This window comes from Duganella guangzhouensis, from assembly GCF_009674535.1.
In the GTDB taxonomy this organism is placed as follows: domain Bacteria; phylum Pseudomonadota; class Gammaproteobacteria; order Burkholderiales; family Burkholderiaceae_D; genus Rugamonas; species Rugamonas guangzhouensis.
Genome location: NZ_WKJK01000009.1, coordinates 25,248 through 41,124 on the forward strand (window position 1 = coordinate 25,248; position 15,877 = coordinate 41,124).

Annotated in this window: 9 protein-coding genes; 3 read left to right on the plus strand and 6 right to left on the minus strand. The window is 60.2% G+C overall.

Features of this window, described 5'->3' with window-relative positions; genetic code table 11:
• The first annotated feature begins 71 nt into the window (after window positions 1-71).
• From GJ699_RS17760 to GJ699_RS17770, 3 genes are all read left to right on the plus strand, one after another.
• Window positions 72-3,044, plus strand: a complete 2,973-nt coding sequence (locus GJ699_RS17760) for a Tn3 family transposase (protein ID WP_154378668.1) — start codon at window positions 72-74, stop codon at window positions 3,042-3,044.
• Window positions 3,045-3,419: 375 nt separating this feature from the next.
• On the plus strand, window positions 3,420-5,852 hold the full coding sequence (locus GJ699_RS17765) for a glucose/quinate/shikimate family membrane-bound PQQ-dependent dehydrogenase (protein ID WP_154378670.1): 2,433 nt from the start codon (window positions 3,420-3,422) through the stop codon (window positions 5,850-5,852).
• A 161-nt stretch (window positions 5,853-6,013) separates the two neighbouring features.
• Window positions 6,014-7,213, plus strand: a complete 1,200-nt coding sequence (locus GJ699_RS17770; RefSeq protein ID WP_229262156.1) for a carbohydrate porin — start codon at window positions 6,014-6,016, stop codon at window positions 7,211-7,213.
• 7 nt (window positions 7,214-7,220) lie between these two features.
• Here GJ699_RS17770 and GJ699_RS17775 read toward each other — a convergent pair whose 3' ends face one another.
• The 6 genes from GJ699_RS17775 to GJ699_RS17800 form a co-directional block, all read right to left on the minus strand.
• The gene (locus GJ699_RS17775; RefSeq protein ID WP_229262157.1) at window positions 7,221-7,856 is read right to left on the minus strand and encodes a TetR family transcriptional regulator; all 636 of its coding nucleotides are present in this window, start codon (window positions 7,854-7,856) and stop codon (window positions 7,221-7,223) included.
• A gap of 31 nt (window positions 7,857-7,887) precedes the next feature.
• Window positions 7,888-9,072 carry a tyrosine-type recombinase/integrase gene (locus tag GJ699_RS17780; protein WP_154378676.1) on the minus strand — a complete coding sequence of 395 codons (1,185 nt, stop codon included), beginning with the start codon at window positions 9,070-9,072 and terminating at the stop codon, window positions 7,888-7,890.
• 117 nt (window positions 9,073-9,189) lie between these two features.
• Window positions 9,190-9,897, minus strand: coding sequence for a nucleotidyl transferase AbiEii/AbiGii toxin family protein (locus GJ699_RS17785; protein ID WP_154378678.1), 708 nt, complete (start codon window positions 9,895-9,897; stop codon window positions 9,190-9,192).
• Window positions 9,879-10,355, minus strand: a complete 477-nt coding sequence (locus tag GJ699_RS17790; RefSeq protein WP_154378680.1) for a helix-turn-helix domain-containing protein — start codon at window positions 10,353-10,355, stop codon at window positions 9,879-9,881. The genes GJ699_RS17785 and GJ699_RS17790 overlap by 19 nt, the downstream gene beginning before the upstream one ends.
• A 123-nt stretch (window positions 10,356-10,478) precedes the next feature.
• The gene (locus GJ699_RS17795; RefSeq protein ID WP_154378682.1) at window positions 10,479-11,465 is read right to left on the minus strand and encodes a Wadjet anti-phage system protein JetD domain-containing protein; all 987 of its coding nucleotides are present in this window, start codon (window positions 11,463-11,465) and stop codon (window positions 10,479-10,481) included.
• Window positions 11,462-15,865, minus strand: coding sequence for an SbcC/MukB-like Walker B domain-containing protein (locus tag GJ699_RS17800; RefSeq protein WP_154378684.1), 4,404 nt, complete (start codon window positions 15,863-15,865; stop codon window positions 11,462-11,464). The genes GJ699_RS17795 and GJ699_RS17800 overlap by 4 nt, the downstream gene beginning before the upstream one ends.
• Window positions 15,866-15,877: the final 12 nt, after the last annotated feature.

The window sequence follows — 15,877 nt, forward strand, 5'->3', positions numbered from 1 at the left end:
TTGACAGGAAGGTATCGTCGGGTCAAGCTTTATATTGTTCAATTAACCATGCTAAGCGAACTGCGCGATCGATGACCAGCGTTCACGAAACGGCTTACCCAAGGCTAAAACCTGAGGTCACGGACCAGGAACTGGTGGCCATCTACACGCCTTCGCGTTCCGAAATCGAGCACATCTTTTCGCTGTACAGGCAAGCATCTCACCGTACATGGTGCATCATCCAGTTGATGCTGCTAAAACGGCTCGGGTACTTTGTGCCGCTCACCACCGTGTCGCCTGACATCATCAGGCACATTTGCGATCGGTCTGATCTGCGCGTGCCACCACGTCGGGCGCTCAGCCAATATGACCAGTCCGGCAGCAAGACCATACACCAGCGACGCATCAGGGATTACATCGGCTTGCGCTTGATGACAGCCGTTGATGAGCGCTGGCTTGAACGGCTGGCCGAACAGACGGCGCAGACCAAGCAGGAGCTGCCAGATATCATCAACGTCATGATCGAGGAGCTGGTGCAGCGGCGCATGGAGCTCCCCGGCTTCACGTACTTGTTCAAGCTTGCCCGCAAATGCCGGGCGAGCGTGAACGACGGCATTTACAAGCGCGTCACGGGCGCCTTGTCACAGGAGGTCGTCGACCGCTTTGAGTCGATGCTCAACGCCGGTGGCAACCAGAGCGGCTGGGATGGTCTAAAACGCGAACCGAAGCAGCCTAATGTGCGCGAGGTGGTCGACTTTTTAGCCCACATCGACAACATGCTGGTCTTGTCGACCGGATTGCCGCAGCTTGATGACATTGCGGCGACCAAGCGCGAACAGCTGGTGTTGGAAGCGCGGGCGATGGACGCGGCGGAAATGCGCCGGATGAAACCCATCAAGCGATATGCGCTCATGGCATTGCTGATCCAGGGGCAGCTGCAAAAAGCGATCGACGATATCGCCGAGATTTTTATCAAGACGGTGCGCAGCCTACACAACGGCGCCGAAGAAAGGCTACGCCAGTACCACCTGCAGCATTCGGAACAGATCGAGCGTCTCATTGGTCAGTTCCGGGAGGTGCTTACCGTTTTGAATGAAGACGCCAGCGAAGCGGAGCGCGTCGCGCGGGTGGAGAGCGCACTCAATGGCGATCTCGAATCGTGGATACTTGAGTGCGATGAGCACATGGCATACGCCGGCAACAATTATTATCCGTTCATGCTAGTTGGCTATGTCAGCAAGCGTAGCCTGTTGTTCAAGTGCCTTGAGGCGATGAGCCTGAAATCCAGTTCGCAAGACGACGGTTTGCTGGCAGCCATCGCCATCATTCAGAAGCACCGTTCCAGCCATAAAGAGCTCTTGCCATTGAAGGAGGACGAGCTGCCCGAACTGGCGCTGGACTGGATCTCGGATAAATGGCGCAAGTTGGTATTTGAGCGCACGGGCCCCGACGAGCCGATGCGTATCAACCGCAAATACTTTGAACTGGCCGTCCTGAGCGAGGTGATGGACGAGCTGAAATCGGGCGATCTGTATGTTGAGCACAGCGGTGACTACGACGATTATCGTAACCATCTCGTCAGCTGGGAGGAGTACGAGCAAGACGTCGGAACCTACGGCGAAATGCTGGGCCTGCCGGTGGAAACACAAGCCTTCATCGATCAGCTGCACAGCAAACTGTCAACGCTGGCCAGCGAAGTTGACCAGCACTTCCCGGAGAACGAGCACGCAGATATTGACCACACCGGCATCATCATCCGTAAAATGGACCGCCCGAAGCCGCCACCAGAACTGGAAGCTGTCGATCAGGTGCTAACTACGCAGATGAATCAGGCCAGCATATTGGACGTGCTGACCGAAACCGAAAAATGGCTCGACCTGCATAAGCTGTTCGGACCGCTATCTGGCTTCGAGGCGAAGGTAGATGATCCGCGCAAGCGTTTCATCACTACGTTGTTCTGTTACGGCTGCAACCTTGGCGCAACGCAGACCGCGCGCTCAGTGAAGGGGCTGAGCCGCAAGCAGGTTGCATGGCTGAACCTCAAGCACGTCACCGAGCAGAGGCTGGATAAAGCGATCGTCAAGGTCATCAACGCTTACAATCGTTTCGCCTTGCCGCGCTACTGGGGCTCGGGCAAGAGCGCCTCGGCCGACGGCACCAAGTGGAACATTTACGAGGCGAACCTGCTGTCGGAATACCATATCCGGTACGGCGGCTACGGCGGCATCGGCTACTATCACGTCTCAGACAAATATATCGCGCTGTTCAGCCATTTCATCCCATGCGGGGTCTATGAGGCCGTCTACATTCTCGATGGCCTGATCAACAATCAGTCCGATATCCAGCCAGACACGGTGCATGGCGATACGCAGGCGCAGAGCACGCCGGTCTTTGGTCTGGCGTCGCTTTTGGGGATTGATCTCATGCCACGCATCAGGAACATCAAGGACCTGGTGTTCTTCAAAGCCGGCAGGGGAGACCAGTACGAGCATATCGGCAGCCTGTTCCGAGGCACGATCGACTGGGAACTGATTGGCAGGCACCTGAAAGACATGCTGCGCGTCGTGATTTCCATCAAAGCTGGCAAGATCGCGCCGTCGACGATCCTGCGGCGCCTCGGCACGGCCAGCAGGAAGAACCGCCTGTACTATGCGTTTCGCGAATTGGGGCGAGTACACCGCACCATGTTCCTGCTGAAATACATCAATGATGCAGAGCTGCGCCGCACGATCAACGCCGCGACCAATAAGAGCGAAGAATTCAACGACTTCATCAAGTGGCTATTCTTTGGCGGGGACGGCATTATTGCCGAAAACGTGCGGCACGAGCAGCGCAAGGTGATCAAATACAACCAGCTTGTCGCCAACATGGTCATCCTTCACAACGTGCATGAGATGACCAGACTGTTGAAGGAGATCCAGTCGAAAGGGTATGAGCTAACGGAAGAGGTGCTACGCGGGTTGGGACCGTACCGCAAAGGGCATATCAATCGCTTTGGCGAGTATGTGCTTGATTTGGACAAGGAGGTGGAGCCGATGAACTATAAGGTCGAATTCTCGCAATAAATCATAGAGTTAAGACACTTTCTGCGAAAAAATCCGCAATCCCGGCCGACCCTCGGTATTGCCCGTAAGGCGAGGCGACGGCGGCGACGTGATTTTACATAATATAAATTATGCGAAGTTATGGAGATTTTGCCATGTGCCGAAACGGCTCATACAGCAATACCTTCAGCATCTAACTAAATAGTTAGTTATACTTGCGTCTTCGGCTTATTTCAGCGAAGCCGATTTATGAGATGCGGTGCCGGCCGCCCGGTCGGTGTGAATCTGCGTGCGTTCCTGCAGCGCAGACGACAACGCTTGCCTTCACGGCGCAGCCGACACGTCGAGCGCGCCCGCCACCGTTTCAATGCAGGATAGTTCTCGGAGAATTTTCAAATGACAAAAAGTGAAACCCATCATTCAGTTGCACTGAAGACCGGGTGTATATTGCTCGGCCTGGTCTTGCTGGCCACCGGCCTGTTCTTCGCCATTGGCGGCGCGAAGCTGGCGGCCTTGCACGGCAGTCTGTACTTCTTAATCGCTGGCATCGTCATCGTGGCGGCTGCGATCCAGTTCATGCGGCTGAAGTCGTCCGCAGTCGTCATTTACGGCGCGGCTTTCGTCGGCACCTTGATCTGGGCGTTGGCGGATGTTGGCCTCGATTTCTGGCCGCTGGTGTCGCGCCTGATGCTGCCCGCCGGTCTGATGCTGCTGGCCTTGCTGGCATGGCCGTCGCTGCGCAAGGCCAACACCGGGACCGCCGCCGGCAAGCACGCCTACGCCGTGGCCGGCGTGCTCGGGCTAGCGATGGTTGCCGTCTTCGTGCAGATGTTCCAGCCGCACCCGACCGTCCCATTCGAAGGCACGCCTACGCCCTTGGTCAAAGTTGCTCAAGGGAAAGAACAAAAGAACTGGAGCCATTACGGCAACACCGCAGGCGGCAGCCGCTTCGCCGCGCTGGACCAGATCACCCGCGACAACGTCCAGCAGCTTGAGGTCGCGTGGACCTTCCATACCGGCGATACCCCGATCAGCCCGTCGGGCAACGGCGCGGAAGACCAGGAAACGCCGCTGCAGATCGGTGACCGGGTCTACCTGTGCACGCCGCATAACAACGTGATCGCGATCGAGGCCGATAGCGGCAAGAAGATCTGGGAGCGCACCATCAACGCGCAGGCCCAGGTGTGGAACCGCTGCCGTGGCCTCGCCTATTTCGATGCGACCCAGCCACTGGCGCAACCAACCGTGGCCGGCGCGACGCCGGTCGTGGCGGCCACGCTGCCAGCCGGTGCGAATTGCCAGCGCCGTATCCTGATGAATACCATCGACGCCCGCCTGGTCGCCATCGACGCCGACACCGGCGCCATGTGCGACGGCTTCGGCAACGGCGGCTTTGTCGATTTGAAGGCGGGCCTGGGCAGCGCGGACGATCCCAAGTACCAGCTGACGTCGGCGCCTACCCTGGCCGGCACCACCGTGGTGGTCGGCGGCCGCGTGGCGGACAACGTTCAGACCGACATGCCGGGCGGCGTACTGCGCGGCTTCGATGTCATCACCGGCCAGATGCGCTGGGCCTTCGATCCGGGCCATGACGATCCGAACGCGCGTTTGCAGCCGGGCCAGACTTATGCCCGCAGCACGCCGAATTCGTGGGCGCCGATGTCGTATGACGCCGCGATGAACACCGTCTTTATCCCTATGGGCAGTTCCTCGGTCGACCTGTGGGGCGGCAATCGCACGCCGCTGGATCACCGCTACGCCACCTCGATTCTGGCGCTCGACGCCAGCACCGGCAAAGAGAAATGGGTCTACCAGACCGTGCATAACGACTTGTGGGACTTCGACGTGCCGATGCAGCCTAGCCTGATCGACTTCCCGACCAAGGACGGCGCGACTACGCCGGCCGTGGTGTTCGGCTCCAAGTCGGGCCAGATCTTCGTACTCGACCGCCTGACCGGCAAGCCGGTCACGCCGGTCGAGGAACGTCCTGTGAAAACGGCCGGCATCACCGCCGAGCAGTACTCGACCACGCAGCCGTTCTCGGTCGGCATGCCGCAAATCGGCGCCGAAACGCTGAAGGAATCGGACATGTGGGGCGCTACCCCGTTCGACCAGTTGGCGTGCCGCATCAGCTTCAAGTCGATGCGCTATGAAGGCCTGTTCACGGCGCCGGGCACCGACGTCTCGCTGAGCTTCCCGGGTTCGCTGGGCGGCATGAACTGGGGCAGCCTGTCCACCGATCCGAACCACCACGTCATCTTCGCCAACGACATGCGACTCGGCCTGTGGGTGCAGATGATTCCGCAGAATACCGACCACGCCCAGGCCAGCAACGGCGGCGAATCGGTCAACACCGGCATGGGCGCGGTGCCGCTGAAAGGCACGCCGTATGCTGTCAACAAGAACCGCTTCATGTCGCCACTCGGCATTCCGTGCCAGAAGCCACCGTTCGGCACGCTGTCGGCGGTGGATCTGACGACCCGCAAGGTGTTGTGGCAGGTCCCGGTCGGCACGGTGCAGGACACCGGTCCGTTCGGCATCAAGATGGGCATGAAAATGCCGGTCGGCATGCCAACGCTGGGCGGTACGCTGGCGACCCAGGGCGGCCTGGTATTCATTGCCGGCACCCAGGATTACTACCTGCGCGCCTTCGACAGCGCGACCGGCAAGGAAGTCTGGAAAGCCCGTCTGCCGGTAGGCAGCCAGGGTGGTCCGATGAGCTATGTGTCGCCCAAGACCGGCAAGCAGTACGTGCTGATCTCGGCCGGCGGCGCACGCCAATCGCCAGACCGTGGCGACTACGTGATCGCCTATGCATTGAAAAAATAATGATCTGATTTGGTTTGAAACGATATATGCAATACGAAAATGAACTTATGGCGCGGTCCCGGCGCGACGGCGTCCGCCGTCCACGCGCTTGGGCGCGCACCTGCCCGGCGGCTTTGGTAGCTATCGTCGCGCTTGCTTCGCCAGACACCCGAGCGGACGACTTGCAGACGTCAACGGAATCGTCCACGCTCACCGGGGACTGGGGCGGCGCGCGCTCCCGTTACGCCAAGGCCGGCGTGAACTTGCGTGGCGATTATGTCTCCGAGACGTTTGCCAACGTCAGCGGCGGTCTGCAGCGCGGCAGCACCTATGCCCAGCAAGTACGTCTGGGTGCCGATTTCGACATGGCGCTGCTCGCCGGCTGGTCCGGCACCACGCTGCATTTCACTATCAACGACCGGCGTGGCGAGAGCGTGTCGGCCGACTATATTGGCAACCGGATGCCGGTCCAGGAAGCCGCCGGCGGCTCTTACACGCGGCTCAGCGAGGCCAGCGTTGAACAGAAACTACTCGGCGACAAGCTCAATCTGCGCCTCGGCTTTTTCGCCATGGGCAATGACCTGGGCGGCATGGCCGTGGGTTGCCAGCTGGTGAACGCGGCGTTTTGCGCGCACCCGCTGTCGATGTCGGGAAATAGCGGCTGGTACAACTACCCGAATGCGCGCTGGGGCGCGGCTGTCCGTTACCAGCTGCAGCCGGAACTGTATTTGCGCAGCGGTGTTTACCAGGACAATTCCAAACTTGGCAACAAGGAGAACGCCTTCCGTCCGTTCGCCGCCGGCACCACGGGCGTGGTGCTGCCGTTGGAGCTGGAATATGCGCCGGGCAGCGCGCCGAACAGTGCGGCATTGCCCGGCCATTACAAGCTGGGCGCGCTCTACGATACCGCGCAGGCCAAGCGTCAGGGCGAAGCCGGCACGGTGGGCGAACGCTACGGTGTTTACCTGCTGGCGGACCAGATGATCGTGCGCGACGGCGCCACCGGTCGCGGCCTGGCGCTGTTCGGTCAGATCACGGCGAACCCGCAGGCGTCGGCGCAGATCACACGCTGGTATGCGGCCGGCCTGGTCAAGACCGGCACCTTCGCCGGCCGGGATCGCGATACGGTCGCGCTGGGCGTGGTGCGGGCGCAGGTCAATCCGCGTCTGCGCGCGAGTGCCGCCGCCGCCGATCCCGACATCGGTGGTTATGCCGCGCTGCCGGCCGGTGAAACCGTGGTCGAACTGAGCTATGGTTGGCAGCCGCTGCGCTGGCTGGGCGTGCGGGCCGATGTGCAGTACATCATCGACCCGGGCGCTTTCAGCTACCGCTCGACGCAAAACGCGTTGGCGATCGGCACCCAGCTCAAAATTACTTTCTAAGCCGCAGTCAGGGCACGCACACCGCGCGCAGCACGGTTTCCACCACCGATGCGCGCCGTGCGGCGTGCACCTCGGCGGTCCCGAGGTCGCGGTCGAAGATGAAGCTGAAGGTATGGCGATTCGACACGTTATAGAACGACAGCGCGCTGATCGACATGTGCAGGTCGACCGGATCGACATCGGCGCGGAACACGCCCTCGGCAATGCCGCGCTGGCACACCTGTTCCAGCAGCGTGATCGCGGAGTGGTTAATCGCGCGCAGTTCCGGAATCTGGCGAATGTACTCGCCCTGGTTGATGTTCTCGCCCATCACCATGTGGATGAATTCGGGATGGGCCGCATGGAAGTCGAAACTTGCACTGACCAGCTGGCGCAAAGCCTGCACCGGCGCCAGACTGGCGTCGACCTCCAGCCCGCCCTCGATCTCGCGGAAGCGCAGATAGCTTTCCTTTAGCGCGGCCACGTACAAGTCTTTCTTGCTGCCGAAGTGGTAGTAGATCATTGCCTTGTTGAGTCCGCTCTCGGCCGCGATCGCGTCGATGCGGGCGCCGCTCAGCCCGAGTCGGGAAAATTCCCGCAGCGCGACATCCAGAATTCTTGCGCGGGTGCTGTCTTCCTCGGTCTTGGCAGGAGCGGTCTTCAATCTGCTTGCTTTAGTCATCAAGCCATTCTATCTAACTTTGAGAAGTAACGGTACGTGTGCCGTTCAGCGACGCCAGGATTTCGTCGTGTCGCTCGTTGTCGGTTTTATGCAGATACGCCGCAGTGGTGGCGATGCTGGCGTGGCCGGCGGTTTCCTGCAGCGTCTTCAGTTGCACGCCATTGTTGGCGTGGTTGGTCAGCATGCTGTGCCGCAGCCAGTGGGCCGAGGCCTGGCGCAGCGTGGCGGCCATATCCACGTCGCCCATGCCGGCCGCCGCGCTGGCTGCGGCCGCGAAAATCGCCTTGAGCGCGTCGGACGCCGCTTCATCGGTGATACGGACCAGCGCCGCTCCACGGCTCGACAGCACCAGCGGCGTGTGGTCGCTGCGCACGGCATGCGGCAGCAAGTCGTAGGCGGCACGGTATTGGCGGAACGCGGCCAGCATGTCCGGCGGCACCGGCAAGCGGCGCGGTTTGTCGCCTTTGCCCATGACGTCCAGCCACCAGCGGCCGTTGCCTTCGGTGTAGAACGCGCCCATATTGGCGCTGACGATTTCGTTCAGGCGGGCGCCGGTGTGGATGTAGGTGATTAACAGGAAACGATCGCGCTCACGCCGGCGTACCGCCGCTGGCGTCAATGCCTCGCGCGCGGAAACCGTGGCGATCGCCAGTTGGAGCGCGTCCGAGGTCAGATAGCGCGTGATCCGGCTGGCGCCGATGGTTTTGACGTGCTTGACCAGCGCCGCCGGATCGCGCCGCAGATAGCCGGTTTGGGCGGCGTACGCAAACAATCCTTTGACCGCGATCATGGCCTGGCGCCGGCTGGCGTCCGACAACGGACCGCTGAACGGCCGATAACGCGGATCGTTGCGCGGCCATTTGGTGGTCGACACCCAGTCCGGCGGCGGCGCCTTGATGAATTCCTTGTAATGATTCAGGTCGGCCACATTCAGCTGGCGCAGCGTTTTGCCTGCCTCCTCCCGGCACCAGGTCAGGAAGCGGAACAGCTCTTTCTGGGTGTTGGCGACCGATTTCGGTCCCAGCTCGCCGTGGCTGATGAATTCGCGGGCAATTTCGCTATCGGTGCGGGCATCGGTGATGGCGTCTTCGGCGATGCTACGCAGGGCGTTGGGATCGCGAAAACGTCGTTCCGCAGCGCCGCCGCTTTGGGAGGGAAACGGGTCCAGGTTGATGAGGTCGAATTTCTTTTCCGGCATTGCAGGCTGCACAAAATACTGTATGAACGTCTAGTCGATTATACAGTATTTCATACAGTTATATTGATCGACAATATAGGTAGTAATGTCGATTAGACTGGGCTACCAGAATTCATGTCAACTGGTCGCGTCGTCTCTTCGCAGGGGCGGTTCTTCGACCATGGCTGTTAGCATGGCTTTCAGGGTGCCGCAGGCTTGGTCAAAGGTCGGGTGAAAATTGAGGGCATCGACCGCCTCGAATTGCTTTTTCAACGGCGCATATCGCTCGTCGAGTTGCTGGAACACTGCGGCAGCATGGCGGACCATCCATTCGGCCGCCGCCATGAGTGCCTCGGTCTCCCGCTCGGCAATCAACGCAAAGTCGAAGATATCGCGCCCCGTGATGCGATCACCCCGATGCCACATTTTCTTGGCGATGATTTCCACCGAGGTTTCCACCCGGACCTCCTGCCCCATGATGGTTTTAATCTCGAAGCCTGGTGCGGTCAGGTTCGGCGCCGCCACGAAGTCAATTTCTCCCTCGGGGAGATAGAGCTTCACGTAGCTGGCCGCTTCGACGTAGTCGTTGGTGATCGACTCAGCGACCTTGCTCAGGCGAGGCGTGACGAAACCCAGGGACTGCGGATCGGGAACGAAAATGTCAATGTCCTTGCTGAAACGGTGGCCGTAGCGCAGCATCAGGACCGTGCCGCCGCCAAAAGTCCAGAACGGATCAGCACGGCCATGGCGGGCGATCTCGCCGATGACCGTCAGGGCATTGGCGAACAGCGTCTCCCATATCGTAGGGATGCCCGGATCGCCCGCCATCACCAGACCGTTCTGCATACTTGCCACTGCTCGGCCCACGAGCTTAGGTTTTTCATGATTTTTCTCGCAGGCACGTCGGGCGTCGCCGCCTCGGTCACAGCCTTGACGACGACCGGCAGCGGGGTTTCATCCAGCAACGTCATCAGGTGTGGCTGGAATTGTTCAGGCGCCTGGCCAGAACGCAGCATCAGCGAAAGCATCTCGGGCGTCACGACATCCCGGTAACTGGTGCTGATGCTGCGCGCAGCGATCACTAGCGCACTTTTCAATCCAGAGGGCTGTACTGTTTCCATGTCGATACCCAAAATGTCCATCACGGCCTTGAGCTTGGTGTAGCCCAAGTCCTTCAGCGCCCCATTCTCCAGTTGATTAATCGTGACGCGGGACAGACCCGCAAACTTGGCCAGATGCTCCTGCAGCAGGCCGGCCTGGACACGCTTGATATGAATTTCACCGCCAATTTGTGCAAGATTCATGTTAAAACCAAGGTTAAAACTAAGTAATGTTAAGTATATTTAACATTATAGCTGTAGTCGCGGCAATTCCAAGCCCTTGTTTCATCTTAGGTCGCGCGTCCGATATATATCGCGTTATTGTCATCAAGCGAGACTTGCCAGTTCATATAGTTCTCGCGCAAATTCAGGCAGTAGCACCAATGACTCATGTTCTATCCAGCGTTGGCTGGTAACCAGTTCATGCAATATCGGCCCAGACAGTAACGACGCCGGCAGGTCCTGCACTGGCCACGGCTGCGGTAGCGGCAACGCATGAGTAGATAGCAACGTGCCGGCCGCGCGGGGAATCCATGGCGCAGGTCGCCTCCCGTCGGCAGCACAGCGCAAAGATAAGCCTATGCGTAAGCCATTGGGGTCGAGATCGGCGAAGTGCAACCACGGAATATTGTCGGGTAAGCGGGCGATGAACTTCGTTGCCAACCCTGCATTCCAGCCCGGCGCCTGCAGCATCAGTACGGAGGGCACAAGAGGAAAGTCCACAAAAGCGCCCAGGTTTTCCACCGTGAGGATCAATCGCGGCATAACGCCGGCCAGCTGCCACTCCCCTGTCAACGCCCGCTCCGGTATCGATACCTCGCCCAGTAACGCCAAGCAGGCGTCCAACTCCATTCTGCTCCCTGCCCCCACCATCTCCAAGCCCGCGTTTGGTCGCAGGCGCAATACCTCATCGGTCGTCAACAGTACGCCTTCAGGAGGCGCGCGCTGGCCCGACTTGGAATGCGCGCCGGCCCACGCCGCCCACGTTTTGCGATTCAGCCGGCTGATGCCCGCCGGCAGTATTAGCGATGATCGCCGCTGCGCCCGCAACGCGGCCGTCGAAATGCTCTGCGGGTTGGCGGAAAACGCCGCTTCCACTTCCGGCAGTTGCGGCCACCGCTGCAGCAGATAGCAGCGCAGCACGTCCACCTTCTCGGCGTGTAGCTGATATTCTCCACTGCGGCGAGTTGGCCCGATCAGTCCAAGCTGCTCAAGTTGCAGCAGCCACGATGCGGCCGCCTTCGTGCTTGTCAACCGACGTGTGAGCAATAGCCGCAAGGCCCCTGCCCGCACAGAATCATCATCCCAGTTCATGCGCTCATGCGAGTGCCGCGGATGGTGACATATTCCTCCCTCCCCCGCAGACTGCGCTGGAGCTGAAACACCGTGGATCGCCGCGGCTTGTCCAAGCCGGGGGCCGCTACCAGCGCCTGCACGTCCATGCGTTGGCAAAACTCCGTCAGGGTATCGAGTGCGGATTGATCAAGCCGGTTTGCCTCATCCAGCAGAATTTGTTGCATGGCATAGCCGGCAGCGCCGGACAGGCGATTCGCTTCATCATTCCACGTGCGCAAGATCATAATGAGCACTGCCGCGCCCACTCCGATCGCCTCACCTGTCGACAGGCCGTCGGTCGCTTCCCATTTACCGTTCAGACGTTGGACTTCAAGATGCAGGCGCAGATAGTTGCGATAATCGAGTAATTTCGTACCCTTGATGGTTCCGCCCGTTTCGCGGTGATACATTTGCGCCAGCGTTTCTTCCAGCGGTAAGCCAGAATCAAACAACGACAGCTGGTTATGCTGTCGCAGACAGTTCAGCATCGTCTCCATGTCCTCCGGCTGACTGGACTTGATCGTCAGGCCCTGTATCGATCCGAAGCGGACCTGCTCCAGCTCATGACTAAGGCGGTTGACCAGCGCTCTTGCTGAGCGCAGACGCACGCTAATGCCATCCGCCAAGCCGGACGAGCGGTTCCGCATGTCTTGTTCCTGCACCAGCAAAGTACGTCGCAACTCGCCCAATTTTTCGGTCATTTGCGCCAGTGCCAGTTGAGGATCGTCGGCGGTGGCAATGGTACGCGGAATCCGCTGCTCGATATGCAGCCGCACTCGCTGCCAAGCGTGCAATGTCTGGATCGCCCTGCGCTTGCCGGCATCCTCGGCAAATCCTTCAATACGCTTCACCTTTTCCAGCACGTCGGGATATGACCTCAGACGCTCCAGCAAGATCCCCTGCTGCTCCTGAGACGCGTGAAAAGCGTTAATAGGGCTTCCGGGCGGCAAATGCTTTTGCCGATTGGCCGTAGTGTCAATTTTTCCATGCAGGCCCAACTCGTCCACCACGCGCTGCAACTCGCGCTTCGCCTGGCGCTCGCCCCGCAACACCGACAACTGCTGGGTGGCCGCCTTGTCCTGCGCCGCCATCACGTCAGTCAAGCTGCCAAGTAAAGTGACCGCCTCAATGTGCTGCTTGTTGGCAGCTTCGCGCGCCGGCGTCAGCTGCGCCAGCAGGGCACGAAGGCGTTCCAGGTGGCGCCGAGACAAGCACACTTCGTCGGTGCTGCCGGTGGCGCCGGTGGCGGCCAGTTCTTGCTGAAGGGATAGGCACTGCGCCTCTTTCGCTTGTAGGTTGCCCTGTTGCAGCGCGTTACTGGTTGCTGCTGAGCGCGTGAGTTCCCGCGCTTCCTTCAGTTGGCCCCGGCTGATATCCAGTAGTGTCTTCGCTGGCGTAAGCTTTTTTTTCAGGGCGTCGATCACACTCCCCTGTTCATGGTACTGCCGCTCGTCGTCGTCACGGTCCAGATGATCGATCACGCTCAGCAACCGCTGCAGCGCATCGCGTTGCCGCGCAAGATGTGCGCGGCTGGAGGTCAGCCGTGCCATTTGCTGTTCCAGCGCTTGCAGCTGGCCGGCCACAGGCACCGCCGCCAAAATCGGCAATTCTGCCAAGATCTGCGTCACCGCATCGCCGTGCTGTCGCAGCCATGCGCGCGCCTCCTGGCCCGCTTTCAGCTCACGTTCCAATTGCAACACCGTTTGCGCAAACAACGGTGGATCCAGCAAACTGCGCCGCGACTCCAGCTCGACCAGTCGTCCACGGCGGTGATCGGCGCGGACGGCCTGCTCGCGCAAGCTGTCCGCCCGCGCCTGCAAGGTTGCAATGGTCTGGGTGAGCGTCCTCACTTCTACCTGCAAGGCGTGATAAGCTGGTTCGGGGTTCGGCTCCCAGGCAGCGCTGCCGAGCGCCAGCCAGTCCGATGCGAGACCGAGACTCCGCTGCAGCGTACGCGCCTGCTCATGCAGGCCTGCCAGCGCCGCTTCGAGCATGGTGACATCGTTCTTCAGCCGGGTCATCTCCAGCTGGCGCGCGCGGCGCCCCAGCACCGGTCGCTCGGGCCGGCGCGTGAGCCGTGCCAGGAGTTGTGGCAACTTGCCTTGCGTGACCAGCTCGCTATCATCAAGACTGATGGCATCGAGCGATTGCCGGGCCAGTTGTTCAGACATGAAAAGCAGGGTATCCGGGCGATCGCCGAGCTCTGCCGCCAGACGGGCCGCATGCGCCGGCTGGTCAACCACGATGGCATCTGCGAACAGGCCCAGCCGTGCTTCAGTGGTGGCCGCCTCCCCTGCGGCCAGATCATCAAAACGTTGGGCCAGCAACGAGCCTTCGACATGGGCCGCGACCGTGGCGATACGCGGGTCCAGCGTGCCGGTGCTACTTTCCAGCTGACCTATTCGATGACGCAGCAGATATAAATCCTTTTCGGCCACGCCGCGGTGTTCCTGCACCACGAATTGCTCCTGCCGCTTGAGATCAGCCATGCGCTGGACTTCGGCTGCCGATGTCAGCGGGGACCACGCCGTGTCAAGTGCCGCCAGCTCGGCACGGAAGTTACTCGCCAACTGGTAGCAGCGCAGCGCTTCCTGCAGCGTCGGCAACTTGCCTTTCACTTCCAGCAAGCGCTCCTGACGCGTTGCCAGCTCAATGCCCAATGCATTTTGCTCCGTCTGGTTTTTAGCCAGTTCCGCATGAACCATGGCCTGCGCGTCGCTCAACTCGGCACCGCTATGAATACCCAATTTTTCCGCCTGCTGACGAACCGCCCGCTGTTCGCCAGCAGTATTGCGGGCGTATGCGAGATCGTGCTCCAGCCTGTCAATAGCATCGGCAGCGACAAGTTGTTCGCGCCGCCGTACCTCCAGCGCCATCGCGTAGGCATGCGCGCCCTGCATGGACGGTGGCGTTTTCGATTGCGCCCGCGCCAACTTGCTGATTTTGGCGTACAAATTTTCAAATCGCTCCCGTTGCTGGTCAAACGCATCGAAGCGCGCCTGCGCATCGGTCTGGCGCAATGTCGCCACCTCGTACTGCACATCGACCACGTTCTTGATGGCTGCTGCGGTGTGCTGGTCTACACGCAGTGGCACCATCACCGCCTGGGCTGCGGCCCAGTGCTCCCGTGCGATACGCAACTCCGTCACGCGCCGTATCAATCCTTCATAGGCTTGCTGAGTGTTGCCCAATTCTTCGGCCAAGCGCGTGTGCTCATCCTCCGCGCGCTGCTGCACCAGCATGGCCTGCCTTTCCGCAAGCTCATATTGTTCACATTGAAGGCGGGCAGCTGCGGCAGACTGCGTCAGCTCGGCGCGCTCCTCGTCAGCGGTTTGCAGTTGGGTGCGCAGCTTGTGTGCCTGCTCCTTGCTCTGCAAGTCAATGGACGCGGCCTGCGCCTGCTGCTCAGTAGTGCTGAGTTGCAGGCTTAGCGAGTCCACCAGCTCCTGTAATCCCGCGGCCTTTTCGGTATCACAGGCATGACGCCTGCGCACCTGCTTGGCCAAGCAGGCTTGCTGACGCCAGTTGCCGAGCTCCTGCTCGTATCGGCCCAGTGCGCCGAACAGCGCAAACGATGTCATCTTCCAAGCGGCATCAAACAAGCCACTGATTTCGGCATGGGCTTTTTCAGCTTCGTCCAGCTGACCACGGGTAATACGGCATTGTTCAAGCGCGTCGCGCATCAATACGGTACGGCGCTCAAGCGTGGCATCTTCCAGCAGCAGATAATCGCGCAGGCCGGTCTGGATCAGGCTGGCCAACGCGGAGCCTTGCATCGAGGTCGACAACACCCGGTAAAACCGTTCCTGCTCCTCGTGTGTGGTCATAGGCAAGGGGGTAATGCCGAGATCGAACAGCGATTTCATGTACTCGGCCAAGGTCTTGCATATGGTCAGCTTTCCGCCACGAAAGTTGATTTGATCTCGCAACGCGTTCAGTTGCGGGATCACGCTGCGTTCTCCATCACGCACCAGCAGGATCTCGTACGGACTGGCTTCGGTCGGCACGTCTTCAATAATGAAACTCTTCACATCGATGGCCGGCATAGCTCCCCGCAGCAGGGCCACGCCGGCCCATATACTCTTGCCACGCGGAGTGATCCACTCGATCACGGCATAACTGATGCCCTGCTCACCGAGCCGCCCCCACAAACCGCCATCACCGCGCGTGGCACTCACGGCACCGTTGATGTTCTTGAACTCCAGCAGGCGCAGGTTGGGCAAAATCGCGGTGACAAATGCCGCCATGACCGTAGTCTTCCCCGAGCCATTCTGGCCCTCCAGACCAGTCACGTGGCGGTCCAGGTCAAAACAGTGAAATACGATCCCCTTCCAGTTGGCAATTACCAGCCGTCTTGCATATGTGCGATACAGTTTCATCTCAACCTCCGG

Coding starts and splice junctions, on each gene's coding strand:
- GJ699_RS17760 (WP_154378668.1), top strand. CDS start 72: ATGACCAGCGTTCACGAAACGGCTTACCCAAGGCTAAAACCTGAGGTC.
- GJ699_RS17765 (WP_154378670.1), top strand. CDS start 3,420: ATGACAAAAAGTGAAACCCATCATTCAGTTGCACTGAAGACCGGGTGT.
- GJ699_RS17800 (WP_154378684.1), bottom strand. CDS start 15,865: ATGAAACTGTATCGCACATATGCAAGACGGCTGGTAATTGCCAACTGG.
- GJ699_RS17780 (WP_154378676.1), bottom strand. CDS start 9,072: ATGCCGGAAAAGAAATTCGACCTCATCAACCTGGACCCGTTTCCCTCC.
- GJ699_RS17795 (WP_154378682.1), bottom strand. CDS start 11,465: ATGAACTGGGATGATGATTCTGTGCGGGCAGGGGCCTTGCGGCTATTG.
- GJ699_RS17785 (WP_154378678.1), bottom strand. CDS start 9,897: ATGCAGAACGGTCTGGTGATGGCGGGCGATCCGGGCATCCCTACGATA.
- GJ699_RS17790 (WP_154378680.1), bottom strand. CDS start 10,355: ATGAATCTTGCACAAATTGGCGGTGAAATTCATATCAAGCGTGTCCAG.